Below are 23,333 nucleotides of genomic sequence, written 5' to 3' on the forward strand. Positions count from 1 at the left end.
GAGCAGAACGGGACAACGTTAGAACGGTCAAGATTCAGATAGACTGCCGAAACTCGTGGCAATCGACTTCGTGAGCGCGACAGCGAGCCGTCGTGCAAACCGGCGATTGAATCAGCCACGTCTACAGAGAGTGGGACGAGTACTGGCTGAATAAGCCAACACGGGAGGTTGCCCAGAGCAAGTAGCGAAGAGTATTGCACGGATTTCCTGAGTGTCGTCGCACCACTCGTGGTCATCGTCGCTTAATGTTCCCTTCCCAACCCAGGCACACCATGGTCGTACTCGTAGCGTCGTTCCAATAACGACCGCACGACTATTTTATCCATAGCCAATTCACTATCGAAAATAACTTGTGTACGCATGACAGGAATGTCGGCGAAAATTGATAGAGAGAAGTCATTCTCTCGGTACGAAGTCGAACTCCTCACCGAGCGCGTCCAAGATCTCGACGAGTTGTTCGAGGGTGTCGGTCGCGCGGACTCGGCCGGTGTCGCGGTCCCACTCGACGACGTCGTAGTCATCGAACAGCGGTAGGTGGCGATCTTTGAGTTCCGCCGCACGGGCGCTACGCTGTTGGACCGACACATCCCGAACGTCGATTCCGATTTCTCTGGCGGCGAGCGCGCCGCCCAGATGGACGATCGTGTGTCCTCGGGGATCGTCGAACAACTCGTCGGAGGCCAAGAGGCGAAGGAATTCCCGCCTGCGCCGCGATCCGAGGATGTCGAAAGCGATCAGCGGGCGTAGATCGATCGTGCCAGCAACCACCGGCCCCTGCTCCTGGGAGGCCGTGGCGATCGTCTCGTCGGCGTCGGAGACCTGCACGAGGTCGTGGGCCTCGCCACGATCGATGGCGACGACGTCGCGCTCCTCAAGGGCATCCAGAGCCCGGTCTATCGTCGCCGCGGAGTAGCCGAACTCGGTGATCAACTCCGCCCGCGAGGCAGGACGCTCGTGCTCCTGGAGATATCTGAGAACCGGTTCTGTGTTCGCCGTAGTCGGTGCAGGGTCCTCCAGCTGTTCACCAGAGTTATCACTCCTGCTATTGGTATTGTGCTCTGCCGTCATGGTTGGCGGCACGGCGCCCCGGACGAGGTCCAATTCGACTCCGGGGCCCACTTGTCTGTGGGCGAGCCGCGCTACTCAGATCGCACTCATCAACCACAAAAAACATTGGTAAAGTTACTCTTCGGGACGAACTGCGATACCGACGATGCGGGCTCAGCCGGGGAGATCGTCCAGAACCACAAGGAGCCCGTCAGGATGCCAGCGATGCGTGGTGGGCGGCCCAGTCAGTTCCGCGAAATGGTCGTACTGTAAGTCGCTCCTGACTGCTCTCAATCAGCGTGTCTTATTCGGCCCTCCCTGTGTCTCGGTTGGGATCGATGTGTGTGTGTGTGTCCCGGATTGCAAGCCCCATCCCCGCCATTGGACGCGTTGATAGTTGCTGCGAGTACCCCCTCAGCGGCTTGCAAGCAGGTGATTTTACGCGACGAACGAGACCGTCTCTGGATCATGAAGGATTCGATGTATGTTGCGGTGAAGTATTGGGAGTGTCGAGGCGAGTAGTGGGAAGAGTCGAAATTTGGCGGGAGACGTACTGTGGAAGACTTTTGCGCCGTGTAGCTGAGGTATTGATTGGTGGTGAGATCGCGTTCGATAGCGAGGGTGCCAGCAGGAAGATAACCGCTTCTTCTGTCACCATTACTCATCTAGGAGACTATATTCAGATAGTCAATTATCAATTAGCCTAATCTGGATTAGTCTATTCGGGCCTTTTTTGTGTCTTGCTACCAATCACAGGGTATGGAGCAATTCGTGGATCGGACGGACGAACTCAGTCGGCTTCGAGATTGTTACGAGTCGGGTGACGCAGACATGGTTGTGATTTTCGGGCGTCGTCGTCTCGGGAAGACTGAACTCGTCCGAGAATCGCTGGCGGACCGCGATGACGCCGTCCTGTACCAAGCTACAGAAACAACTCGACATGTCCAACTCGACGCATTCGTAGACGCGGCGGCGGAGTCGTTCCCGGGGATCAACCGAATCGAGAACGAGTGGGAAGTGCTACTTGGATATCTCGCCGAGCAGGACGCAGTCATCGTGTTAGACGAATTCCCATACCTGATTGACGCCGACGAAAGCCTCCCGTCGGTGATTCAGCGACTGTGGGATCAGGAACTGCGTGAAACGGGCGTGACGCTCATACTCGTGGGATCTTCGATCAGTATGATGGAGGAGGCGACGCTCCTCGGGAACAGTCCACTGTACGGCCGGTTCACCGAGAAACTCGATCTGCGCCAACTCGATTTCACTGACGCTCGAACATTCTTCCCCGAGAACTATACTCCGGAACAACTGCTGCTCGCGTGGGGTGTGTTTGGCGGGACGCCATACTATCTGGACGGCGTCGATTTGGACAATGATCTCGGAACAGTCATCCAGCAGTCGCTGCTGTCACGGCAGGGGTTCCTGCACGACGAGCCAGAGTACGTGCTTCGAACCGAGCTAACCGAACCGAATCGGTACTTTGCCATCCTGAAAGCCATTGCGGCGGGGAACACGACGTCGAATGAAATCGCGCAAACAGTCGGGATCGAGAGCAAGCAGATTTCGACGTATACGCAGAAACTGGAGCGGCTACGGCTAGTCGAACGGGAGGTGCCGGTGACGGAGAATAAGACGAAGTCTCGGCGCGGGCGGTACCGGATTCTCGACCCGTTGTTCCGGTTTTGGTTCCGGTTCGTCTACGGAAACGAAGACCGGTACGAGCGGTTGGGAAACGATGCGTACGAGACGGTTATCGAACCGGAACTAGCGGATTTCGTGAGTCCGGCGTTCGAAACACGGTGTCAGGATATCCTGCCTGCACTCTATCCCGAGGAGAGGTTCACCGACATCGGGCGCTGGTGGTACAACGAGCACGAGGTGGATGTCGTCGGACTCACCGCAAACGGGACGATGGTGACGGGCGAGTGCAAGTTCACGACTGCACCACTCGATTACAGCGCGCTCGCCTCACTCGAATCCCACACGGAGGAGATTCGATGGTCGTCCGATGGTGCGGGCGTTGAGCACGAGTATGCGTTGTTCGCGCGGAACGGGTTCACGCAATCTGTTCATGATTCGGCAGCCGACCGCGATGACCTGCAGTTGTTTGGTCTTGAGCAGATCGTTGATCCGGGCGCGTCGCAGTAGGTGCGTCGTGAGCTGTGGGTTCGACCGGTGACGAGAGAATAGCACCGACATTTTCGATTCTGTTTCCCAAAGCGTTGCTGCCAATCACTCGGCAGGCGCCTGCAGGTACCCGGTTACGCAGAAGCAAATCGATGCTGCGGAATCGCGGGACTACTACTGTTCGTTACCGGAGTTCTGAGCCACAGTTCGGACAGAAGCGTTCGTCGCCGCCCAGCAGGTGCAGACACTCGACACAGAAGCGGTTGCTTGGAGCGGTGGCGATTTCTTCGAGGAAGTCCATCACAGTTTGGTCTTCAACACCAGGTCCGTAGCCATCAGCATAGCCTGGCAGCGTCGACGCCCACTGAACGGTCTCCGCGTCGTCGACGAGCGCGACGTTGCCGGCGATGTCGAGCTCCCCGTACCGTTTGAACCCCTCTGAAGGGGTCGGCTCGATGGACTGGTTCAGAGCACGATTCCGTTTGAGGTCACGTTCGTAGACGGCTTCTGGCGTGGAAGACCGGACCTCGCCGGGGAACTCCAGTATCGGGTCGTGTTGTTCGTCAATCCGATCGATTTCCACCTCGATGCCGTGGTCTTCGTGAAACGCCCGCAACAATCGCAGTATATGCTCGTGCCACTCCCGGATATCGGCGTCAGCATAGTAGCAGAGCTTCATAGTCGCACCACCACATGAAATGAAGTTAATCACTTGGGTCTGGCACCACCCCGGGACAGTCACATTCTATTCCGTCCAGAACGCATCGTAATCCGCTGGCTCAAAAGCAACGTCCCGAATTGCTTGGAGGAGTTGGGTATGGGTCACATCAAGCCGAAGTCCGCGTGGGGAAAGGCACCGGTTGATCAGGGTGTGCCAATTATAAAGCAGAATAGCGATGTGCATACCGTACAGACGCTTTCTGTCATCTTTGCTCTTAATGTGCGGCATGAAATTATTCACAATCTGGTTGATAGTCGATTCGATAGCCCACCGTTGCATATACTGAAATCGAACGCCGGAACCCGAGCGATCCCGTAGAGACCGATCCGTGAGATATGTTGCATGTGTTTTGTGTTTATTTATGCCGACTCCATCCTGAGCGGCCACGTCCGAAAATGCTTCAGTCAGCATAGGTATGTAATCGTCAGGCACCAGGGGGCCCTGGACTCTGGTATCCTCTTCATCATTGGTAGCAAGTGGGACGGCGATTTTTTCGCCGTCTTCTTCATGTTGGATATTTTCAGTCAACACCTTGTCAGGGTTGATTTCGATAAGATCCGGATCATCGCCATCGTAAGGGTATGTAACAACATTCGGCTTGGGCTCCACGTTCCACTTCACGTCCTGCGCGAATCCAATGTGGTTGCTTGGTGTCAGCCGTCTCAACCCTTTGATGATAGTATGGTCGGGCGCGCTGATGACCCAATCGTCCGCGGAACTTCGGACTGTCTTGATCAGTTCTCCACCGACGTTTTCGCTGTCGATAAAAATCGAATCGATATCGACGGTGTCGGAAGCGTTCGATAGAATCTCGTCAAGAGCCGTCGGATAGTCATCCCGTGTCGGCACCAATCGGCCACCGAGGAGAAACCGGCTCTCTGTGTCAATGCCACCGGCGACGAGAAAGGTCCACTGCTCGGTAACTGCCTCGTTGTCAGCCTTCGGGGGACGACCGATTGTGGCTTCAAGAGATTCTCCCGTCCAATCGATGCGGAACATATCAGCACCAATATTGATTGAATCTGCCTGCGACCAAAATCCAAACTCCTTCGCTAAGTCCAGCGTCTGAGTGTGCACCGCATCGAATTGTGTCTCGATTGATGGTACCGAATCGGTATCTGCGTCGGGAGTAAAGTCGCCCAAGTCATATTCGGACGATACTGATTCAGGGACGTAGTTGTGGAGCCAGCCGCCCCCCGGGATATTCTCTCGGGGATAGTCCCAATCACAGACATCTTTCATCTCTTCTAAGCCACAGTCAAATAGTGCCGATGAAGCGAGAGCACCGACAAACGCTCGCATGTCATGTTCAGCGTTCTCGGTAGTGCGGTCGAAGGTCAGCGGGTCGGTCGTGTGGTCTAGCAAGAGGCGCACCCAATTCCGCAGCTCTTCTTTTTTCGTCTCACGTGAGACGGACTTCTCATCTAGCGGCGGCGAAACAGCATCAAAACGGTACGACTCTATGATTGTTTCCGGTGGAACAACTCCCGCTCGATAGACCGCATACACCGTCCTGGTAACCGCATCTTCGAAGGCATTCAGATCTAATTCGTTGCCCTCGCTAAGCTCGCGGAACTCACGCTGTAAGACATTGTACGAGGGGATAGTATCCGGCCCCTCGTATCCAAGCAGCGTATGAACGACAGAATCCGCAGGATTGGGACCAGTTAAATACGTATGCAGTTCCCTCCCATTTAGCCCGCGGGCTAGTCGCAGAAAGAGCGTTTTCAGCCGGCGTTCGGGGATATCAAGGGCCGCCGGATTAATCCCCTCAAGTTCCAGTTTCTCCTCGCAGAGATTCAGAACAACCTCATCATAGAGCACCCCGCCATCATTCGCATACTCAGATATATCACTCCAGAAATCACGATTCTCGGCGTGAAACTGAGCTGTGAGATGTGTTCGTCGGTATAACCTCTCAACGTCATCAACGGGCGAAGAGATCTCGATGTCGATTCCACGGCGTTCTATCGGTCCATAATTCCGTCCATCCGAGTCAACGCCATCCTTCTCTAGAAACGGCGAATAGGCAGTCGGCGCTATGTACCTACCATCATCTGGTGCCTGATCAGGAGCTGAGCCATCGGTATGGTCGATTGGAGGGCCGTCGTACATTCGATATAGATAATTGTAAGCCGTGGTACGCAATAACTGATTGCCCTCAATTCAGCTGACGACAACAGTTGCTGTTAGCAAAATAAGTCGGCGCTTGGGTTCTATAATATAGCCCCCTAGAATTAGGGTCGCTGGCTGTCGATACGCCTCACGACCCGAGGAGTAATCACGCCGGCGAAATATTATCAAATAATCTATACTACAGTACCGGATTATAACGCATGGAAGTAGGTCTATTTACCTCGACATCCTCGCAAAAGCATAACTAATCCATCAAGATCAAAATAAACAGCCGCTTGAGTTTTGATTGTGCGGCGAGACGATCGAGACGATCACGGAGAAGATGCAGCCCTGCGACCACTGTCGGGACCAGAAGTACGAGACGTACGTGCTTCTGACCGTCTTGCGACGTGTGTTCGTGCGCGCTCACCGGGAATCGTGATCGGCGACGGCGGGTGAGGTGCGAACGTGGGGCTCGACCCCGCTCGAGCAGGTGGCGCGGAATCGAGGTGAACGCACTCCAGGACGTCGGCGATCGGCCCCGGGCCAGCCTCCATCGCCACGACGACCTCCTGGATGGGCGTCGAGGCGACCGTCCCGACGCCGGTCTCCTCCACGGCCAGCAGGCCGTGGCGGCCGGATCGGAGCGGACGAGGGCGCCGCGACGGAGCGACTTTAGTATTGTACGGATTGTCCACAACCCTTACGTCGTGTGGGCCCCTACGATCACGTGATGACCACCGACACGCCAGCAGACGCTGGAACGCCGCGGGCGACCGACCCCGCGACGGTCGAGGACCAGGCCGACCGGATCGTCGTCTCCTTCCGGGCGCCCGAAACCGATCCGGACGACGAGAGCTGGTGGATCGCCGACAGCGAGTGGCTTACGGAAAACATGAACGAGGACACCTACCGTCGGTATCTCCGGTGGGCCCACGCCGGGCCAGTCGCCGTCGGCGAGGAGTGGGCGGAGTTCGTCAACTGCCGCTGTGCGAGCCCCGAAGACGTCGTCCTCCGCGTCGAGACGGTCGAGGGTGGCACAGCAATGGGTGCCGAGACGGCGATCGAGGTGGTCTCTCGGCGGGCCGTCGTCGAGGGAGAGACTGGGACGCCCTCCTGAGCGGGCTGGGCGCCGGACCGGTCACCCGCGGTCCGAAGATCGATCAGTAGTGCTCGTGGCCGCCCGATGCCGCGTCGGCGTCCGGATCGACCCCGACGTACTCGTCCAGGGCCTCCTCGAACGCCCGCCGGCACCGATCGGCGTAGAAGTGGTAGGTCTTGCCGTCGGGCCGTCATCGTCAGGCCGCCTTCGTCGGTCCGCATCCCACAGACCGGATCCCGGTACTAGCCGGGAGGTACAACCTGGGTTTGTGCTCGCAAAGGCAACGCTCCACTGCCTTCCGCGCACTCTTCCAAGGGAGTCGGCGGTGGCTGACGGTAGCAGAGCTAAGTAATTCGAATTGGCGGTACAAGGGTAGTTGTCCTCAAATTACTCCTCAAGTCGGCGACGACGCTCTTCGAATTCCTCCTCGGAGAGCTCTCCACGAGCGTACCGGGAACGTAGCGTCGACAGTGCAGTATCCGTGTGAGTTTGCTCATTAACCGGGGTACGCCCGTGTGTATAAACTCCGTAGCCGACAATGAGAAGCACACTCAGTAGGATGAGTGACCAGAGAAATGGCCACCAGCCGAAGCCACCCATTGCGCCGTCCATTCCACCCATCCCACCGGAGTGACCACTGCCGGCCTGTGCTGTGGCGATCCCAGTAAATGCACTCAGTAGGATGGAGCCAGCAGTACCGCGAGCGATTGTGGTTGTGAACTTGGAGGTCATGGTGCAGATTGTTCCGGACGGGATATCGCAGTAGCGGTCGATTCGCCTGCGTTATGGAGTGTTTCGAGGAACTCCTCGGAGTCGAGGGCAGCCATGCTCCCGGTGCCGGCAGACGTGATCGCCTGTCGGTAGCGGGGATCAGCGACGTCGCCAGCAGCGAACACACCATCGACGGCCGTCTGGGCTGTGGGCCGCCCAGCGTCGTCGGTCTGCGTGAAGATGTAGCCGTCCTCGTCCCGTTCGACGCCGGTGCCGTCGAGGAACTGCGTGTTCGGCGTGTGGCCGACGGCGTAGAACACGCCGCCGACGTCGACCGTCTCTCGCTCGACGTCGGCACCGGACTCGGCCTTCTCTCTGGGATGCCCCTCAGGGTGTGAGACCAGCGTGGCACCGGTGACGCCCTCCTCCTGCGAGCCATGGATGGCTTCGAGCTCCGTATTCCAGCGGAACTGGACATCGTCGTTTTCGCGGGCGCGGTCGGCCATGATCTCCGATGCTCGCAGCTCTTCGCGGCGGTGGACGACGGTCACGGAGTCGGCGAACTTCGCGAGGAACAACGCCTCCTCCATCGCGCTGTCGCCGCCGCCGACGACGAGGACATCGTCGCCCCGGTGGAACGCGCCGTCACAGGTCGCACACGTCGACAGCCCGTGCCCCATCAGGTCGTCTTCGTTCTCGGCACCGACCCAGCGCGCGCTCGCGCCGGTCGCGACGATCAGCGACAGCGTGTAGATCGTGTCGCCGGTCGACAGCGATAGTTCCAGCGGCTGGCCGTCCAGGTCCGCGTCCTCGATGCGACCGTGCTCGAACTCGGCGCCGAACTGCTCGGCCTGCTCTTTGCCGCGCTGGACGAGGTCCATGCCGCCAACACCGTCGGGGAAGCCGAGGTAGTTCTCGACGTCGGTCGTCAGTGTGAGCTGGCCGCCCGGCTCGTCGCCCTCGAGGACGAGTGGGTCGAGGTCGGCTCGCGCAGCGTAGACGGCTGCCGAGAGGCCGGCGATTCCCGAGCCGGCGATGACGAGGTCGTGGATGTCCTGTGTCATTTACTCGGTGTAGGTCTCGATGAGCGTTCGGAGTTGGTCTTCGCCCTGGAGACCGACGACTTCCTCGACCTGTTCACCGTCGGCGAACAGGATCAGCGTGGGAACGCCCTGGACGCCGTAGGCAGCAGCGAGCGGCTGGTTGGCGTCGACGTCAACTTTTGCGACGGTCGCGTCGGTCTCGGCGGCGAGCGCCTCGACAGTCGGTTCGAGCATCTGGCACGGCCCACACCAGTCGGCGTAGAAGTCCGTGAGGACGACGTCGTTCGCAGCGATGACGTCGTCGAGCTGGGACTGCCCGTCGACGTGGAGCGGTTCGGTCGTGGACGCGGTGCCAGCGTCGGATGCAGTATCAGTTGCCATCACCAGTATGTATGCACCAGCGCTAATTAAGGGTTTTGGATAATATGTACAATACTATCCAATACAGGTTGTCGGCAGGAAAGAGCGGTCGTAACCTGTATCACGCAAGAGTCTGCTTCCCGAGACGAGTGCCAGAACCCGAGGGAGAGAAGAAGAAAACGTTAGCTTTCGGCGGCCGGGGCCGCAGCCTCGGACTGTTCGTACTTGGTCTCGAACTCCTGAATGAGCTGGCCCATCTTCGCGTACCAGTCGTTGAGCAGGCGTTGCATATCGTCGGCGATCTTCGAGGGGTCCGCCGGCGAGTAGACGTGGTAGTAGCCCCCCTCGTCGTAGTTGATCTGGTTCTTCTCGATGAACCCGGTCTGGAGCAGGCGCTGGATGGCGCGGTAGGCCGTCGAGCGTTCGCGATCAACCGTGTCGGCGATTTCGTCGACGGTCAGCGGTTCTTCGGTCTCGACGAGCGCCTGGAAGCACTCCTTGTCGAGCTCTTTGAGGCCGTGGAAGCACTCCAGCAGCCCCTCACACTCCATGTCACTGCGGAGTTGTTCAGACATCGAATCTGGCATCGTTATCGAAACTACGTACGTACTGAGCTATTAAAAGACTTTTGCACAGTTCGCACAATTTCGCGGTGAACCAAGAGAGGGAAACAGGAAATGCGTGTACAGCTACTCGTCGCTCTGGGGAGATCCAGGGAGTAAACAATCAAATTAATTCGACCGGGTAGCGGGTTGGCGGAATAACAGATCAGTCGGTAACCGTGGTTCCCTGATGACGCTTCTGCCGGAGCGACGAAATCGTCGTGTACAGAATCGCGAAGGCGACGACGACCGCCGCGCCGATAACCAGTACCAGCCCGAGCAGCTCGATCGTCGGGCTTCCGACGTAGGAGCCGATCTCGCCGATACCCACGGCGACGGCACCGATCAGAAGCATCCCCCCGAAGTAGATCTTGATGCCGTCAGCGTCGACGACGGCGGTCGCAGCAGAGCCGATGCGCGCACCGAGTGCGCTCCCGAACAACAGCGGGGCGACGATACCGAGATTCACGCCGCCGCCCTGTCCGTAGAGGTAACTTCCGAGACCGCCGGAGAAGACGATCTCGAAGAGGTCGGTCCCGACGGCGACGGGTACCGGGACGCCGATGGCGTAGATCATCGCCGGCATCCGGATGAACCCGCCACCGACGCCGAGGAAGCCGGACAGAAGACCAGTCGCGAAGGCGACGGCCGTGATGACCCACACGGAGACACGGACGTCCCCGCGGAGCGTCACCATCGGCGGTATTCGAACGGTCTGCTGAATCGTTTTGGCGATTTCTGGGATCTCGTACTCGTCGAGGTCCTTGTCAGCAGCCTCGTGATCGATACCACCGCCATTACTCTTCAACGCGTCACGAGTCACCATCGCCCCGACACCGCCGAGCAAGACCACGTAGGCGACGCTGATGATACCGCCAGCGAGTCCTAACGACTCGAGGTAATAGACACTGGCACGGCCGGCCTCAATACCGATTGTCGTCCCAGTGATCATGATGGCGCCGAGCTTGTAGTCGACCTGCCCGAGATCGTGGTGCTTCAAGGTCGCGATGACGGCAGTCCCGAACACGAACGCCATCCCGCTCCCGACGGCGACCGACGGTTCGTAGTCTAGCATCAGCAGTGCAGGGGTGACGAGGAACGACCCGCCCATGCCGAAGAACCCGAACAGGACCCCGACGACAAGGCCGAACCCGACGAACAGTGCCAGCATCTCAGGACTGGTTCCCAAGATCCCGAGGCCGTCGAGGAGACTATCGAGCATCCGCGTCACCCCCGACGAGGAGCTTCATCAGATACGGTCCGAAGAGCCGTTCGAGGCCGCCGTAGCCCACGTACAGCACGATCGCTTCCAGTAGTATCGTGCCGATAAGCAAGGCTGTCTCCGGATCCCATGTGGGAATCTCTAATCCTGCCATCGGTTCTCCCACTGAGTTTCGAACACGGAAATTCGCTGTTTGCACATTTCTGCTCAATAGGCTCTACCCGCCTCGTGCCTATAACGATTTTGGGATTACCGCACAATACTATATTCCAGTAACCTCGCACAGAGTATCGATAACTTATGGGAAACATATGGGCGCTGGCCGCTCACGAAACTGCTCAGCGGAGATGCCGTTGTCGACTATTCCTACAAAAACGAACAAAACCATGTTGTGGACACTCGACTAAAGTGCCGCTATGAGGGCCCTGTGCGCGACCGACCTGTCGGCTGCAAGTGAGGCCGCAATAGAGAACGAAACGTGCCTCGAGTGCTTGGGCCGCATCGGCGTCGATACGATCCACCTCGTGACGGTCGTTCCGGCGAACGTTCACTCCGGGATGCCCGGCGTGAATTTCGAAGAGCAACGTCGACGAGCGCTGGACCAGTATCGGACGGTCATTGAGGCCGCCGGATTCGACGTCGAGACTCACGTCGTCCGTGGAACTCCCTATCGACGTATCAACGGCATCGCGGAGACTGTCCACGCCGATCTATCGGTCGTCAGCTCACGGGGACAAAGCCCATTAGAGAACCGGATCATCGGCTCGACGGCTCGCAACCTCGCGCGGACGACTGTCGTTCCGTTGTTGGTCAACCGCGTCGAGCGGGGGACCGACGACCCCGTGGTTCTCCGGGAACATCTCTTTCAACGTGTTCTCTTCGCGACGGACTTCTCTGAGAACGCCAACCGAGCGTTCGACGCCTTCTCGTACCTCCGTCACGCGACCGAGGAGGTGACGCTCGTTCACGTTCGGTCGCCGAAAGACGAGGACGTCGACGCCGATGCCAGCCCACAGGGACAGTTGGCCGAGCATGCGAGCACGCTGGAAAACTGGGGCATCGAGACACAGGTCGAGGTCCGACACGGCGATCCCGCCAACGAAATCCTCGCCGTCGAATCTGAGGTAACACCGTCGACGGTCCTTGTCGGGTCGAAAGGGAGAAGCCGTATCCGGCGGCTCCTGTTGGGGAGTGTCTCCGAGGAGATCGTCGCACAGGCAACGGGAAACGTCTTTCTCGTCCCGCCACCCCGGGCAGTCTGAGAGAGACAACACCAGGGCTGGGATATCGTTGGGCGTCGGCAGCCCTTGTCAGCTCTCAGGACGCGTGGGGCCCCACGAGACGGGCCCCCACGGAGCATTCAGTCTTCAGTGACGCTTCCCCTTCCGGCCCTCGCAGGCGCGGGTGGCTCGTGAGTACCGAACTCGGGATGAGTCTCCTCCATCCAGAGATACACCACCGCGCCGGAAACAAACATCAGACCAGCGGTCAGGTAAAACGCGGCTTCAACGTTCACGAACTCCATCGAGAGTCCGATCAGGACCGCGCCGACAGCGTACCCGGAGTCACGCCACATCCGGTAGACGCCCATCCCCGCCGAGCGCCACGTCGGATGGGCCGCGTCGCTCGGAACCGTCATCAGGTTCGGGTACAGCAGCGCCATCCCCAGACCGGAGACGCCAGCCAGCACGGCCCACTGGAGGTAGCCATCGACGAGCACCATCCCAAGGACACCCGCGCCCGCGAGGAACATCCCGGCGATGACGGGCGGGCGGCGACCGATGCGGTCCGCGAGCCCGCCGGTCGCAATCTGGAGGAAGTACATCGCGCTGTGGACGCCGACGACGACCCCGACCGCCGCGATACCGAGCCCTTGGCTCACCAAATAAAGCGGGACGGCGATCCAGAACAGCGTATCGACGAAGTTCTCGATGTGGCCGGCCTGCGCCGCCGCGAAAAGCGTCCGGTCGCCGTACGTCGCTCGCTTCAGCACCTCATTGAACGGGAGGTTCGCGTCGTGATGGTCGTCGTCACCCTCGGCCTGCGCGTACTGAACGGTCTCCTTGATCAGGAAGATCGAGATGAGGAACGCCAGCACGACGACGACGCCGAGGAAGTAGAACGGCTCGGGCCGTAGACTCCACTGGCCGGCGATGACGCCCGTGACCCAAGCGCCGACGGCGACGCCAGTGTAGCCGAACGCCTCGTCGATGCCGACCGCAAGACCGCGCTGGTCGGGACTTGCGAGGTCGATCTTCGCGTTAATCGCCATGCTCCAGGTCAACGCCTGGTTGGCCCCTAGCAGAATGTTCCCCACCGTGATCCAGCCCCAACTCGGGGCAAAGATGAGGATGATCGGTAGAGGAAGCGCTGTCGCCCACCCGGCGATGAGGACGGGTTTCCGACCGTACTCCTCACCCCACTTGCCGGCGTAGAGATTGAGGATCGACTTCACGACGCCGAAGGACACGACGAACGAGCCGATCACGAGGAACGACTCGACGCCGAGGACGTCCTCCCCCAGCACGGGGACGACGGTCCGTTCGGAGCCGATGGTCAGCCCAGTCGCGAAGACGAGCAGGACGTGCAGCGAGAACTGCCCGAGGTGTTCGCGGATTCCTTGTTCGAGTTCAGTTGTCGTAGTCATTCGTTCTTGAGCTCAGCAGGTTCACCTGTTGGTTACAGTAGGAGGAACGCGGTGCCATACGCGAGCGCGAACGAGAGGAAGAACGACCCTGCCCACGCCCCAACTGTCAGGAGGATTTTTCTGGCATCCACAGCTTCCCGACCACCAACGGCGGCACCGCTTCCGATGATGGCGCTGACGACGATCTCGTTGAACGAGACCGGGACGCCAAGCAGCACTGCCAGCTGTGCGATCAAGAACGACGGCACGAGCGCCGAGATGGAACGCCGCGGACCGAGCGACGAGTAGTCCTGGGCGAGCGACTTGATCATACGTGGCGCTCCCGTCCACGAGCCGACGAGCATTCCGAGGCCGCCGCCGACGAGCACGGCGAACGTCGAGACCACCCCGACCTCGTCGAGCAGCGGCAGCAACGGCCCGACGGCGAGCCCGACCTGGCTCCCGCCCGCGGAGAACGCCACGAGTGACCCGAGGGCCAGCAGCACCCTACGCAGGCCGCCGCGTTCGTCGCGACTGACGTCCCACCAGACGACAGCCGCGACGGCCAGCGCTGCGAGGCCGGTAATCCCGACCGCCGAGGCGAGCCCGTCGACTGCGAGCACCTGCTGTCCGAAACCGCGGACGGTTCCCGCCGCGCTTCCCTTGCCGAGAAACCTGAACTGAATGTTCACGAGAACGGCCCCGACGAGCCCGGCGAGGACAGGAATGCTGTACCGCTCGGGGACATCGGGACGCGGGAGGAGGCTCGCGATTGTGAACGCGATACCACCACCGACGAACGGCGTCAACACCCAGACGGCGGCGATCTGGCGGTACTTTGGCCAGACCGGCGTGCCACCGAGGGCGAGGCCGACACCGATGACGGCGCCTGTCACGGTGAACGCCGTCGCGATCGGATAGCCGGTCGTGATACCGACCGCCATGAGCCCCGCACCCAACACGAGCACGAGGATGACACCGGCGATCGGCAGGCTGATGCCGCCGACCAGGCCGCTCCCGATGGCTTCCGAGACGTTCCCTCCCTGCGTGACGGCGCCGGCAAAGCCGAACATGCCGACGAGGAACGCAGCCCGCATCGTCCCGATGGCGTTCGCGCCGACAGCAGGGGCGTACGGTGTTGCGCCGCTTGACCCCGCACCGATGACCCACGCCATGAACAGGCTGGCGAGCGCTGCACCGACGAAGAGGGCGATGAGAGCGGGGTCCATAGAAGTGGGTTAGTCTGCGCCCGCTGGGGATGTGTCGCGGCTCTGGCTACGACTCCGCCAGTAGCCCTGGGCGTACGCGCCGACGAACATGCCGGCGAGTGCCCAGAGGATGGTGACGTTGCCGACGCCGAGGCTCGCGTACGCAGCGCCCGGGCAGATGCCGGAGAGTCCCCAGCCGACGCCGAAGATGGCGCCGCCGACGAGGACGTTCCGGTCGAACGGTTTCAGGCGGCGCTCGTAGGGGTCGCCCGTGAGGGGGGCGGCGTCCCGAATCCGGGGCAGCAGGGCGAACGCGATTCCGGAGACGATGGCGCCCCCGAACATGACGAACGGGAGGCCGAGGTCGTCGAACTGGAGGAAGTTCAGCACGACCTCCGGCCGCGCCATGTGGCTGAACCCGAGCCCGAACCCGAACACGATGCCGCCGACGAAGATCAGCGGCTTGAACAGCGGGTGGCGGTCGCTCATGGGCTCACCCCCAGTGCGGCGACGACCTGTGCCGTGCCGATCGCCACGGTCAGGAACGTCACGACGCCGACCAGCGATGTCTTCGACGCCGAGCCGACGCCGCAGACGCCGTGCCCGGACGTACAGCCCTTGCCGATTCGGGTCCCGATGCCGACGAGGATGCCGCCGACGAACAGTCGCCACGGCTGGACGTCGGTCGTCCAGAGCGTCACCCCGGCGACCTCATACAGCTGGCCGGTCGTCCCGGGCTCGTACAGCGAGCTCGTGACCAGCCCGGACTGGAACGTCGCCGCGAACGCCAGCCCACCGAGGATGATGCCGGCCGTGAACACGAGCCGCCAGTCGCGCGAGCCGACATACTGCTGGAAGCGGGACTGGTCGGAGACGTACGACAGCGTCGACTCCAGGAACGTACTCGCCCCGGCTGGGATTCCCGTCCCGATGTAAATCAGAACGGTGCCGAGCCCGACGAGCAGTCCGCCGACGGCGTACCGACTGATCCCGTTCGGGAACAGGTCGGCAACCGCCTGGAGCAGTACTGGGTCAGCAACCATCGGCGTCGTTAGTCACCCGCGAGAGAGTCCTGGCTGGCGGCGCAGTTGTTCGGGCCGAGTTCGAGCGTGAACGCTTCGTCGTCGTCGACGACGTTCTGGCCCAGGTTCGTCGCGATGATGTCCTCGTAGTTGGCCGGCCGCGGCGGCATGTCCGAGAGGATGAGGTCGACGAACTCCTGTTCGTCCATCGTGAGCGCGTCCATCTCCGCGACGAGCTCGCTGATCGGTGCGGTGTAGGTGCCGTCCGCAGCGGGCTGGGCGGCGTCGCTGAAGTGCGCGCCACCGATGAGCGTGTCGTCGGGCAGCGTCAGCACGCGCTCCTGCAGCGACTCGTAGAGCATGCGTGCGGCGTCGGGTGCGCCGTCGTCGCCCTCTTCGAGGTCGGGGCGGGCGACGCTCTCGATGAATAGTCCGTCGCCGGTCGCGAGCAGGCTGTCGTCGACGAGGTACGAGGTCATCCCAGTCGTGTGGCCGGGCGTGTAGACCGCCTCAATGGTGGCGTCGCCGACTTCGAAGGTGTCGCCGTCCGCGGCCGTGGTCAGCTCGTCCGAGTACGTGACGCCACGGTCTACAGCAGCCTCGGGGATGACGCCCTCGACACCTTCCTCGTCAAGATCGCGGACGCCCGAGATGTGGTCGGCGTGGACGTGCGTGTCTAATGCGTACTGCAGGTCGACACCGAGTTCGTCGGCATCCTCGAGGTAGCGGTCGGTGAACGCCCGCAGCGGGTCGATAATCGCGGCCTCTCCGTCATCGTACAGCAGGTAGCCGAGACAGCCCGAGGAGGGGCGCTGGTACTGGAGCAGGGTGCCGGCGCCGTCGTAGCGCTCGACCTCGACGGCCTCGTAGATGCTCGCCCAGCCGTTCATGCCGTCCTCGAGGTGATCCACGTCGTAGCCACGCTCCGCGAGCGTGCCCGCGACGAACTCGCTGGCGCCGCCTTTCGCACACAGGACGGTCACCTCGCGGTCGTCGGGAATTTCGGCGAGCACGTCCTCGTCGATGTCGTCCTCGAGGAACTCGAAGTACGGGATGTTGATCGACGTGACGTTCTTACCGTCGATACGCCACTCCTCGTAGTCTGATTGCATACGCGCGTCGAGGAGTGTGACGTCCTCGCCGGCGTCGATACGATCCTTCAGCGTCTCCGGGTCGACGGAGTCCACGTCGACGTCCGGAGTCGGGAAGTCGTCAGCGTTCATGTTGTGCAGTCGCTTCTACAGGGTGGACGTACAAAAGCATTTGCATAGAAGTTCCCCAACTGCACAATACTAATCCAGGATATCGACGGCCCCGTTTTCCTCAGACATTCGGAATAAGGCATATAGACCGGTATATGGAGGATATACCGCTGCTTGGATTATTGTAGTATTCCCAAGAACCGACAATCTTTTACTTGGGTAGGGGGTATTGTGCGATAGCTCCAATACAGACAAACGGAGCAGATAACCAATGAGTGCTGAATTCGACATCACGGAGACGCTCGACGTCAAAGGCGCATCGTGCCCCATGCCAGTAGTGAAGACGAAGTCCGCCATCGACGATCTCGCGGAAGGTGAGGTCCTCGAAGTGCTGGCGACTGACTCGGGGAGCATGAGCGACATCGACGGCTGGGCGTCCGGAACCAAGGGCGTCGAGCTCGTCGAGCAGGAGGAAGGCGACGACGTGTACAAACACTACGTCCGCAAGACGGAGTAACGATGAGTACGGACACACCCGACGCGTCGGCCGACGACGCGCCCTCGCGTGCGGAACTGGCCGCGCGCGTCGACGAACTCGAGGACGCGCTCGCCGAAGCCACGAGCGAGGACGACGGCAAGAAGATGAGCATCATCGCGACGAAGGGGACGCTGGACATGGCGTACCCGCCGCTCATCCTCGCTAGCACCGCGGCCGCGTTCGACTACGAGGTGACCGTCTTCCACACGTTCTGGGGGCTGGACATCCTCCACGAGGAGCGCTCGAAGAACCTGAAACTCAGCTCCGTCGGCAACCCCAACATGCCCGTCCCGAACGCCGTCGCGGCGCTCCCGGGCATGGACCGTGTGACGACGAAGATGATGGAGAAGAAGATCGCGGACAACGACACCGCCACCATCGAGGAACTCATCGAGACGAGCCTCGACATGGGCGTGGAGTTCCAGGCCTGTCAGATGACCATCGACCTGATGGACTACGACGAGGACGACTTCTACGACGGCGTCACCACGGGCGTCGGCGCGGCGACCGCTCTCCAAGACATGGCCGACGCCGACATCCAGCTCCTCGTCTAAACTCTGATGAACGAACTCGAGAATCCGATTCCCCGGATTGTCGATGCCGTCGCGGAGGCAGAGGGCGTCGAGCCAGTCACACTCGATCCACCGCTAGCTGAGGTCATCGATCCGGATGCAGTAGAACGGTTGGTCGCGGATTCGACGGCGTCTGAACTCGAAGTTCGATTCGCGTATCGTGGTCACGACGTCGTCGTCGACGACAGCGGTCGCGTACAGGTCGACTGAAGCCGCCAGCAATTTTCGATAGCGGAATCCCCCCGACGGCCACTCCAGGAGCGCCATCCGAGTTCAACGAGTAGACGCTGAGCGAATGTCGAAGCGGGAGGCAGCGGAGAACAGCGGTCGCGTCAGGTCCACTCCGATTCGAGTGCGTCCAGCAGCCGCTCGACCTCAGCGTGAGTGTTGACCGCGTGGACCGACGCGCGGACAGCGTCCGGCGTCGGCACAGCACGAACGACGATTCCCTCCGACGCGAGTCGGTCGACCGTCGCTTCGCGGTCGTCCACGTCGATGGTCACGAGTCCTGACTCGGGGTCTGCAGGACTGAGAAGCCGGTCGTCGGGAACCCCATCGGCCAGCTGGCCAGCCAATTCCTGGATTCGGGCAGCGATACGGTCGACTCCAACATTGTCGATCGCCTCGATGGCTTCCGCCAGGGCGACGTGTGGAGCCGGGTTCGCCGAGCCGACCTCGAATCGGCGGGCGCCAGCTGCGAACTCGTAGGGATCTGCAGTCGGCGTCTCGACGCTTCGGTACCCAACTGTGGTGGGTAGGAGGGAATCAGCAGCTGTCCGGTCGACGTAGAGGAAGCCGCCGCCCCACAGCCCCAGCAGCCACTTGTGACCGGCCGCCGCAACGGCGTCCGCCCCCCACTCGCCGACGTCCATCGGAAGCTGTCCCGGAACCTGGACAGCGTCGACGAGCGTGAACGCGCCAGCCTCGTGAGCGATGTCGACGAGGTCGGCAACGGGCAACTGGGTGCCGTGCGTCCACGTCACCGCGCTGAAACAGGCCAGGCGCGCGTCGGCGACAGCCTCGGCGAAGGCGTCGAGATCGACACGACCGTTCTCCGTCTGGACGACGCGAACCTCGACGCCCTGCTGTTCCAAGCGTTGCCACGGGAGCGTCCCGGCCGGGTGTTCGAGGTCGGTTCGAACGACGGTGTCGCCAGGCTCCCAGTCGATGGCGGTCGCGACAGCGTTGATGCCCGCAGTCGTACTCTCCATGAGCGCGATCTCGTCGTCGTCCGCACCGACGAACGTGGCGACGCGCTCCCGCACGCGGTCGTAGGCGTCGAACGCCACCTCGTAGGGGTCGTTTCGCGTGCTCGTCTCGTACTCGTGTGACCGTACGAACTCGTCAGCAGCCTCGACGACGTACCGTGGACTCGGCCCGTGAGCGCCGAAATTCAGGTAGACGTCCTCCTGCAGGGCGGGCGTGTCGGCGCGGAGTTCTCTGGGGTTCATCTCGTTGTCGGTGAGTTAGTCCCGATACCGGGCGATCAGGTCGCGGAGTGTCTGTTCGTTCTGGCCGCCACGAAGCCGTTTCACCGGTTGCCCGTCGACGAAGAGGACGAACGTGGGCGTGCTCTGGGCACCGAACTCGATTGCCGTTTCGAGATTCGATTCGATGTCGATCGTCAGGACCGTCGCGTCAGTGTCTTCGGCGAGTGCTTCGAGGACCGGCTTCATTCGTTTGCAGGTGCCACACCACTCCGTATAGAACTCCACGAGCGCGACGTTGCTGCCTTCGACGACCGTTTCGAGGTCGTCGTCACCGATCGAGACCACGCGGTCCGTCTTCGCTGTCTGTGTTGCCATTAGGAGACTCTACGCACCGGATGGTTAATAGTCTTGGGCCTACCACACAATACAATACGTCTTATCTAACCTGATCGGCAACAGGCAGTGGAGTCCCTGTTCCACTCCAAGATGCCCCAGACTTCGGAAAAATATCCGAAGAGACTTTGTGCTATAGGCCCAATATAGCACACGAATGACGCTCCCAATCGACCCGAGCCAGATAGACCCGGAAGACATCGGCGAAGAACAAGCGACCCTCGAGATGAGCCACGAGGAAGCAATCGAGCACGTTCGCGACGTGTTCACGGACGCCGGCTTCGGCGTTCCCGTCGAGTTCTCGCCCTCCAAGATGCTCAACGAGAAGGTCGACGCCGGCCGCGACCCCTACTACGTGCTCGGTGCGTGCAATCCCGAGGTGGCCGACCGTGCGCTCGACGCGACCGACAACAAACTCGGCGCGCTCATGGCCTGTAACGTCGTTATCTGGGAGGAAGAACCGGGCAAACAGGTCGTTTACCACGTCTCCATCATGCGCATCGCCCGCCTCGTCGGGATGGCGCCCGACAACGAGGAGATGGCCGACATCGTCGCCGACACTGGCGAACTCGTCGACAAGGCGTTCGCGAACCTCTAAGATGGGATATCACACGTTCGACGCCGACGGCGCCGACAAACTCGAGGACGCACAGCGACGGTACCGCTTCCTCTCCGTGGAGGAGCTCCTCTGGGCGCTGTCACCAGACGGCGACGAGACGATCGCAGATCTCGGTAGCGGGACCGGGTTCTATACGGACGACGTCGCACCAGCTGTCGACCACGTGTACGCCGTCGACATCCAGGATGCGATGCATGACTACTACCGGGAGAAAGGCGTCCCCGAGAACGTCGATCTCGTGACGAGTGGCGTCGATGACCTTCCACTCGATTCCGACAGTCTCGATGCGGCGTTCTCGACGATGACCTACCACGAGTTCGCGAACGAACAGGCGTTCAGCGAACTCAGTCGCGTGCTCACCTCACAGGGGACGCTCGTTATCGTGGACTGGGCAGCTTCCGGAAGTGGGTCTCACGGCCCATCCGTTGACGAGCGGTATTCCGCCACTGAGACGGCGAGTGCGCTCCGTCAGCACGGATTCACAGTCGAATTCGAAGCGGTACGGCCAGAAACGTTTCTGGTAACGGCAACAGCCGAATAACTAAGAGGACCTCGCCGTGAGCCTCGAGGTAGCGCAGCAAGGCGTCGATTTCGTCTTCGAGGCCATACTTCGCTCCCTGCTCTCGCCGGACCTCCTCGTCAACGTTGAGGTGTCTGAGTAGGAGGAGACAGTACGAGCGGTGGCGACTCCCGTCGTCGATCAAGAGGGGTGACAACACAGCTCCGCCGGCGAGACGGCATCGAGTTCTTCGGAGTAGAAGTAGTAGCGACGGCCAGTGAGGAGGAACTGGAGCTCGAAGGCTGCGAATCGAACGAGGCCGGTATCGTGGGACGCCTCTGCGTCGATCTCCGTCTCGGCCTGGGCGAGTAATTCGTCGTAGTCCTCCCAGAGAATCGTACCCTTCGGAGCGACGGCTTCGAGGCGTTGGCGATGCAGATGGTGTGCGAGTTCCCGGCCGAACGCGATACCGGCGGAGTCAATCGCTCAGATCGGACGCGAGCACAGCGGCTAGGACCACTGCTACGATCGCAATCGGTAACGCAGCCGGGCCGACGACCGTCACCTCAGACCGTCCGAACGGTGGAAGGTAATCCACCTCGAGGCGGTTTTGTGTTGGTCGAGTTCGCATATTCTCACCTCCCTGACGCCCAAGGGCCACAGTGCAATCGGCATCATTGAGTGGTCCAAGGCGCTCCGTGTAATAAGCAGCAAAGCACGTGCTCCCGGCTCTCCCCGTACTCGAACTTGTAGGTGATGTAGCGCCCTCAAGGCCCGCTAAGCGCCGTAGGGCTTACTCGTCGGGGAGCGAGTGACCGAGCCAGCCAAGCGTGTGGGCCTTGGTCGAACACTCTGCGCAGCGAACGATTGGGCGCGCCGTGTCCTCGTTTATGGTCTCGAAATCGTGGTCGTCGTCGCAGACGTCCATCCAAGCGGGTTCGAGATCCAGAGCATCGAGTCGCTCGAGGACCTCGGTCGGCGCCCCCCAGGGTGTTCTGCAGGGTCGCTCCGGGGATGGCGCATCGGATCAACCAGAGGCGGGGCGCGGGGATCGTTCGGCGACTCGATGAACGCGACCGTCTCATCACGATACAGCCGGAAGTGGTGTGCCGTTCCGGTGGCATCCCAGATGGCGAGTCCGGCGATCTCCGGGGCATCGATCGGGGCGACAAAGCCACTCGGTCTGTAGCCGGTGACGAGGTGGGCGTCACCAGGACCACGGTACTCCTCGAGCGCGGACTGCCATTTTCGCAGCAGTCGGTACTTGTTCCGCCACCGCGCTCTTCGCTCCATGCGATCGCGGCGCGAGCGCTGTTGCTCGCGTTCTTCGATCTCCTCGGCGAGCTGCTCAAAGGGCGGGGGTGTGCTTTCTGTTGTTTCTTTCATAATTTCTACCTGCATGCTCCGCTACTCATGTAGTATAAAAATGATTTGCAAAATGGTCCCGCCGATCCGGCGAATTAACGACCGGGATCAGACCCGACGAGAGGAATAATTTTGCGGTGTTCTATTTGTTGTAGACGCGGCATTCCGTTTGAGCAGTTACAAGCAATATTGTCCTCAATATTTACAATGTTATCTCAACTGGCCATTGATGCGCCAGATGTTCGGCTAGCGAGGCCGACACTCCGCTCCTTTTTGGCCTGCGTCCGCCTTCACCGCTCGTTATCGGCTGGATCGTTGCACCTCGGCCAGTAGCGTGGTGCACAGACGGCGCATCTGCGGGACGGCCGCCGGTCCAGTCGCGAGGACGATCGTCGGTCAGTTCCCGAAGTGGCCTTCGACGTGGTCCTCTGCGGCCTTGTTAACCATCGAATCCCAGTCTTTGAACACCGAGTTGTCGGAGACGTAGGCGTCGAAACCCGCATCGTCGACGTCCCGGAGGTTCGGCTCGTCATCGGCGAGCGTCCGGGGACTCTCCCGGTAGAAGTCGGTCAGCGAGCCGTGGTCGGTGTTGGTCGCCATGAACTCCCCGGAGAACACCGAGTCCGGATCGAGCGTACCGTCGGCCAGTGATTCTTTCACCGCCTCGATGCGCTCTTCTAGACTGTCGAGCCCGTCGAGGTCCAGGCTCATTGCACCGGCCAGTTGTGCTTCGAGGCTGAAAAATGACAGGCCGGCGTTGGCCGGTCCAGTGGCGCAGATCCTACAGTGGTCATCAGGCGTCGGGC

At 60.9% G+C, this 23,333-nt stretch carries 25 protein-coding genes and 2 pseudogenes; 9 read left to right on the forward strand and 18 right to left on the reverse strand.

What is annotated here, in order from left to right:
* Positions 1-396 precede the first annotated feature (396 nt).
* On the reverse strand, positions 397-1,101 hold the full coding sequence (locus ACZ5KP_RS11690; RefSeq protein ID WP_464761838.1) for a DUF7344 domain-containing protein: 705 nt from the start codon (positions 1,099-1,101) through the stop codon (positions 397-399).
* Positions 1,102-1,806: 705 nt separating this feature from the next.
* On the opposite strand from ACZ5KP_RS11690, the gene ACZ5KP_RS11695 reads away from it, so the two are divergent.
* Positions 1,807-3,198 (forward strand): ATP-binding protein, encoded by a 1,392-nt coding sequence (locus tag ACZ5KP_RS11695; RefSeq protein ID WP_460917807.1) that lies wholly within the window; start codon positions 1,807-1,809, stop codon positions 3,196-3,198.
* Positions 3,199-3,361: 163 nt separating this feature from the next.
* Here the strand turns inward: ACZ5KP_RS11695 and ACZ5KP_RS11700 are convergent, their stop codons facing one another.
* Complete coding sequence (locus ACZ5KP_RS11700) at positions 3,362-3,856, reverse strand: DUF8045 domain-containing protein (protein ID WP_460921040.1); 495 nt, start codon at positions 3,854-3,856, stop codon at positions 3,362-3,364.
* Between the two features lie 66 nt (positions 3,857-3,922).
* Positions 3,923-6,013, reverse strand: a complete 2,091-nt coding sequence (locus ACZ5KP_RS11705; RefSeq protein WP_460917809.1) for a hypothetical protein — start codon at positions 6,011-6,013, stop codon at positions 3,923-3,925.
* Positions 6,014-6,329: 316 nt separating this feature from the next.
* Between ACZ5KP_RS11705 and ACZ5KP_RS11710 the strand changes: the two are divergent.
* A pseudogene (locus ACZ5KP_RS11710) lies at positions 6,330-6,455 on the forward strand (ArsR family transcriptional regulator); the annotation flags it as partial.
* A gap of 291 nt (positions 6,456-6,746) precedes the next feature.
* A complete protein-coding gene (locus ACZ5KP_RS11715; RefSeq protein WP_460917810.1) occupies positions 6,747-7,133 on the forward strand; it encodes a hypothetical protein in 387 nt (128 codons plus the stop codon).
* A 369-nt stretch (positions 7,134-7,502) separates the two neighbouring features.
* Here the strand turns inward: ACZ5KP_RS11715 and ACZ5KP_RS11720 are convergent, their stop codons facing one another.
* The 6 genes from ACZ5KP_RS11720 to ACZ5KP_RS11745 form a co-directional block, all read right to left on the reverse strand.
* Positions 7,503-7,847 carry an SHOCT domain-containing protein gene (locus ACZ5KP_RS11720; RefSeq protein ID WP_460917812.1) on the reverse strand — a complete coding sequence of 115 codons (345 nt, stop codon included), beginning with the start codon at positions 7,845-7,847 and terminating at the stop codon, positions 7,503-7,505.
* Positions 7,844-8,890, reverse strand: a complete 1,047-nt coding sequence (locus ACZ5KP_RS11725; RefSeq protein ID WP_460917813.1) for an NAD(P)/FAD-dependent oxidoreductase — start codon at positions 8,888-8,890, stop codon at positions 7,844-7,846. The genes ACZ5KP_RS11720 and ACZ5KP_RS11725 overlap by 4 nt, the downstream gene beginning before the upstream one ends.
* Entirely contained in the window at positions 8,891-9,250 is a 360-nt protein-coding gene (trxA, locus tag ACZ5KP_RS11730; RefSeq protein WP_460917815.1) for a thioredoxin, read from the reverse strand.
* A 161-nt stretch (positions 9,251-9,411) separates the two neighbouring features.
* On the reverse strand, positions 9,412-9,816 hold the full coding sequence (locus tag ACZ5KP_RS11735) for a helix-turn-helix domain-containing protein (protein WP_460917816.1): 405 nt from the start codon (positions 9,814-9,816) through the stop codon (positions 9,412-9,414).
* A 181-nt stretch (positions 9,817-9,997) separates the two neighbouring features.
* Complete coding sequence (locus ACZ5KP_RS11740; RefSeq protein ID WP_460917817.1) at positions 9,998-11,053, reverse strand: sulfite exporter TauE/SafE family protein; 1,056 nt, start codon at positions 11,051-11,053, stop codon at positions 9,998-10,000.
* Complete coding sequence (locus ACZ5KP_RS11745; protein WP_201289496.1) at positions 11,043-11,207, reverse strand: DUF7512 family protein; 165 nt, start codon at positions 11,205-11,207, stop codon at positions 11,043-11,045. Before ACZ5KP_RS11745 ends, ACZ5KP_RS11740 begins: the two co-directional genes overlap by 11 nt.
* A 262-nt stretch (positions 11,208-11,469) precedes the next feature.
* On the opposite strand from ACZ5KP_RS11745, the gene ACZ5KP_RS11750 reads away from it, so the two are divergent.
* Positions 11,470-12,315, forward strand: coding sequence for a universal stress protein (locus tag ACZ5KP_RS11750; RefSeq protein WP_460917819.1), 846 nt, complete (start codon positions 11,470-11,472; stop codon positions 12,313-12,315).
* 98 nt (positions 12,316-12,413) lie between these two features.
* Here ACZ5KP_RS11750 and ACZ5KP_RS11755 read toward each other — a convergent pair whose 3' ends face one another.
* The 5 genes from ACZ5KP_RS11755 to ACZ5KP_RS11775 are packed head-to-tail and all read right to left on the reverse strand — an operon-like array spanning position 12,414 to position 17,132.
* On the reverse strand, positions 12,414-13,700 hold the full coding sequence (locus ACZ5KP_RS11755; RefSeq protein ID WP_460917820.1) for an MFS transporter: 1,287 nt from the start codon (positions 13,698-13,700) through the stop codon (positions 12,414-12,416).
* A gap of 32 nt (positions 13,701-13,732) precedes the next feature.
* Positions 13,733-14,908 carry an inorganic phosphate transporter gene (locus tag ACZ5KP_RS11760; protein WP_460917822.1) on the reverse strand — a complete coding sequence of 392 codons (1,176 nt, stop codon included), beginning with the start codon at positions 14,906-14,908 and terminating at the stop codon, positions 13,733-13,735.
* 9 nt (positions 14,909-14,917) lie between these two features.
* Positions 14,918-15,376 carry a YeeE/YedE family protein gene (locus tag ACZ5KP_RS11765; protein WP_460917823.1) on the reverse strand — a complete coding sequence of 153 codons (459 nt, stop codon included), beginning with the start codon at positions 15,374-15,376 and terminating at the stop codon, positions 14,918-14,920.
* Entirely contained in the window at positions 15,373-15,930 is a 558-nt protein-coding gene (locus tag ACZ5KP_RS11770) for a YeeE/YedE family protein (protein ID WP_460917824.1), read from the reverse strand. The genes ACZ5KP_RS11765 and ACZ5KP_RS11770 overlap by 4 nt, the downstream gene beginning before the upstream one ends.
* A gap of 8 nt (positions 15,931-15,938) precedes the next feature.
* The gene (locus tag ACZ5KP_RS11775) at positions 15,939-17,132 is read right to left on the reverse strand and encodes an MBL fold metallo-hydrolase (protein WP_460917825.1); all 1,194 of its coding nucleotides are present in this window, start codon (positions 17,130-17,132) and stop codon (positions 15,939-15,941) included.
* Positions 17,133-17,382: 250 nt separating this feature from the next.
* Here ACZ5KP_RS11775 and ACZ5KP_RS11780 point away from each other — a divergent pair, with 250 nt between their 5' ends.
* From ACZ5KP_RS11780 to ACZ5KP_RS11790, 3 genes are read left to right on the forward strand one after another with little or no spacing between them, the layout of a single operon-like run.
* Entirely contained in the window at positions 17,383-17,628 is a 246-nt protein-coding gene (locus tag ACZ5KP_RS11780; protein ID WP_460917827.1) for a sulfurtransferase TusA family protein, read from the forward strand.
* A gap of 2 nt (positions 17,629-17,630) precedes the next feature.
* The gene (locus ACZ5KP_RS11785) at positions 17,631-18,203 is read left to right on the forward strand and encodes a DsrE/DsrF/DrsH-like family protein (RefSeq protein WP_460917829.1); all 573 of its coding nucleotides are present in this window, start codon (positions 17,631-17,633) and stop codon (positions 18,201-18,203) included.
* A 6-nt stretch (positions 18,204-18,209) separates the two neighbouring features.
* On the forward strand, positions 18,210-18,431 hold the full coding sequence (locus ACZ5KP_RS11790) for a HalOD1 output domain-containing protein (protein ID WP_460917830.1): 222 nt from the start codon (positions 18,210-18,212) through the stop codon (positions 18,429-18,431).
* Positions 18,432-18,553: 122 nt separating this feature from the next.
* Here the strand turns inward: ACZ5KP_RS11790 and ACZ5KP_RS11795 are convergent, their stop codons facing one another.
* Together ACZ5KP_RS11795 and ACZ5KP_RS11800 are read right to left on the reverse strand one after the other, a co-directional pair.
* On the reverse strand, positions 18,554-19,672 hold the full coding sequence (locus ACZ5KP_RS11795; protein WP_460917831.1) for an aminotransferase class V-fold PLP-dependent enzyme: 1,119 nt from the start codon (positions 19,670-19,672) through the stop codon (positions 18,554-18,556).
* A 15-nt stretch (positions 19,673-19,687) separates the two neighbouring features.
* A complete protein-coding gene (locus tag ACZ5KP_RS11800; protein WP_460917832.1) occupies positions 19,688-20,026 on the reverse strand; it encodes a thioredoxin family protein in 339 nt (112 codons plus the stop codon).
* Positions 20,027-20,201: 175 nt separating this feature from the next.
* On the opposite strand from ACZ5KP_RS11800, the gene ACZ5KP_RS11805 reads away from it, so the two are divergent.
* The gene (locus ACZ5KP_RS11805; protein WP_460917834.1) at positions 20,202-20,642 is read left to right on the forward strand and encodes a DUF302 domain-containing protein; all 441 of its coding nucleotides are present in this window, start codon (positions 20,202-20,204) and stop codon (positions 20,640-20,642) included.
* A gap of 1 nt (position 20,643) precedes the next feature.
* Complete coding sequence (locus ACZ5KP_RS11810; RefSeq protein WP_460917835.1) at positions 20,644-21,204, forward strand: class I SAM-dependent methyltransferase; 561 nt, start codon at positions 20,644-20,646, stop codon at positions 21,202-21,204.
* Here ACZ5KP_RS11810 and ACZ5KP_RS11815 read toward each other — a convergent pair.
* Positions 21,143-21,624 (reverse strand): annotated as a pseudogene (locus ACZ5KP_RS11815) (transcriptional regulator TrmB); the annotation flags it as partial. The gene ACZ5KP_RS11810 and the pseudogene ACZ5KP_RS11815 overlap by 62 nt on opposite strands.
* Positions 21,625-22,923: 1,299 nt before the next feature.
* Positions 22,924-23,238 (reverse strand): hypothetical protein, encoded by a 315-nt coding sequence (locus ACZ5KP_RS11820; RefSeq protein ID WP_460917837.1) that lies wholly within the window; start codon positions 23,236-23,238, stop codon positions 22,924-22,926.
* Between the last annotated feature and the right edge of the window lie 95 nt (positions 23,239-23,333).

It is taken from the genome of Salinarchaeum chitinilyticum, from assembly GCF_055390775.1.

What these genes read in the sequence shown, in the direction of transcription:
- ACZ5KP_RS11695 (WP_460917807.1), top strand. Translation starts at nt 1,807, where the DNA reads ATGGAGCAATTCGTGGATCGGACGGACGAACTCAGTCGGCTTCGAGAT.
- ACZ5KP_RS11700 (WP_460921040.1), bottom strand. Translation starts at nt 3,856, where the DNA reads ATGAAGCTCTGCTACTATGCTGACGCCGATATCCGGGAGTGGCACGAG.
- ACZ5KP_RS11705 (WP_460917809.1), bottom strand. Translation starts at nt 6,013, where the DNA reads ATGTACGACGGCCCTCCAATCGACCATACCGATGGCTCAGCTCCTGAT.
- ACZ5KP_RS11715 (WP_460917810.1), top strand. Translation starts at nt 6,747, where the DNA reads ATGACCACCGACACGCCAGCAGACGCTGGAACGCCGCGGGCGACCGAC.
- ACZ5KP_RS11720 (WP_460917812.1), bottom strand. Translation starts at nt 7,847, where the DNA reads ATGACCTCCAAGTTCACAACCACAATCGCTCGCGGTACTGCTGGCTCC.
- ACZ5KP_RS11725 (WP_460917813.1), bottom strand. Translation starts at nt 8,890, where the DNA reads ATGACACAGGACATCCACGACCTCGTCATCGCCGGCTCGGGAATCGCC.
- trxA (WP_460917815.1), bottom strand. Translation starts at nt 9,250, where the DNA reads ATGGCAACTGATACTGCATCCGACGCTGGCACCGCGTCCACGACCGAA.
- ACZ5KP_RS11735 (WP_460917816.1), bottom strand. Translation starts at nt 9,816, where the DNA reads ATGCCAGATTCGATGTCTGAACAACTCCGCAGTGACATGGAGTGTGAG.
- ACZ5KP_RS11740 (WP_460917817.1), bottom strand. Translation starts at nt 11,053, where the DNA reads ATGCTCGATAGTCTCCTCGACGGCCTCGGGATCTTGGGAACCAGTCCT.
- ACZ5KP_RS11745 (WP_201289496.1), bottom strand. Translation starts at nt 11,207, where the DNA reads ATGGCAGGATTAGAGATTCCCACATGGGATCCGGAGACAGCCTTGCTT.
- ACZ5KP_RS11750 (WP_460917819.1), top strand. Translation starts at nt 11,470, where the DNA reads ATGAGGGCCCTGTGCGCGACCGACCTGTCGGCTGCAAGTGAGGCCGCA.
- ACZ5KP_RS11755 (WP_460917820.1), bottom strand. Translation starts at nt 13,700, where the DNA reads ATGACTACGACAACTGAACTCGAACAAGGAATCCGCGAACACCTCGGG.
- ACZ5KP_RS11760 (WP_460917822.1), bottom strand. Translation starts at nt 14,908, where the DNA reads ATGGACCCCGCTCTCATCGCCCTCTTCGTCGGTGCAGCGCTCGCCAGC.
- ACZ5KP_RS11765 (WP_460917823.1), bottom strand. Translation starts at nt 15,376, where the DNA reads ATGAGCGACCGCCACCCGCTGTTCAAGCCGCTGATCTTCGTCGGCGGC.
- ACZ5KP_RS11770 (WP_460917824.1), bottom strand. Translation starts at nt 15,930, where the DNA reads ATGGTTGCTGACCCAGTACTGCTCCAGGCGGTTGCCGACCTGTTCCCG.
- ACZ5KP_RS11775 (WP_460917825.1), bottom strand. Translation starts at nt 17,132, where the DNA reads ATGAACGCTGACGACTTCCCGACTCCGGACGTCGACGTGGACTCCGTC.
- ACZ5KP_RS11780 (WP_460917827.1), top strand. Translation starts at nt 17,383, where the DNA reads ATGAGTGCTGAATTCGACATCACGGAGACGCTCGACGTCAAAGGCGCA.
- ACZ5KP_RS11785 (WP_460917829.1), top strand. Translation starts at nt 17,631, where the DNA reads ATGAGTACGGACACACCCGACGCGTCGGCCGACGACGCGCCCTCGCGT.
- ACZ5KP_RS11790 (WP_460917830.1), top strand. Translation starts at nt 18,210, where the DNA reads ATGAACGAACTCGAGAATCCGATTCCCCGGATTGTCGATGCCGTCGCG.
- ACZ5KP_RS11795 (WP_460917831.1), bottom strand. Translation starts at nt 19,672, where the DNA reads ATGAACCCCAGAGAACTCCGCGCCGACACGCCCGCCCTGCAGGAGGAC.
- ACZ5KP_RS11800 (WP_460917832.1), bottom strand. Translation starts at nt 20,026, where the DNA reads ATGGCAACACAGACAGCGAAGACGGACCGCGTGGTCTCGATCGGTGAC.
- ACZ5KP_RS11805 (WP_460917834.1), top strand. Translation starts at nt 20,202, where the DNA reads ATGACGCTCCCAATCGACCCGAGCCAGATAGACCCGGAAGACATCGGC.
- ACZ5KP_RS11810 (WP_460917835.1), top strand. Translation starts at nt 20,644, where the DNA reads ATGGGATATCACACGTTCGACGCCGACGGCGCCGACAAACTCGAGGAC.
- ACZ5KP_RS11820 (WP_460917837.1), bottom strand. Translation starts at nt 23,238, where the DNA reads ATGAGCCTGGACCTCGACGGGCTCGACAGTCTAGAAGAGCGCATCGAG.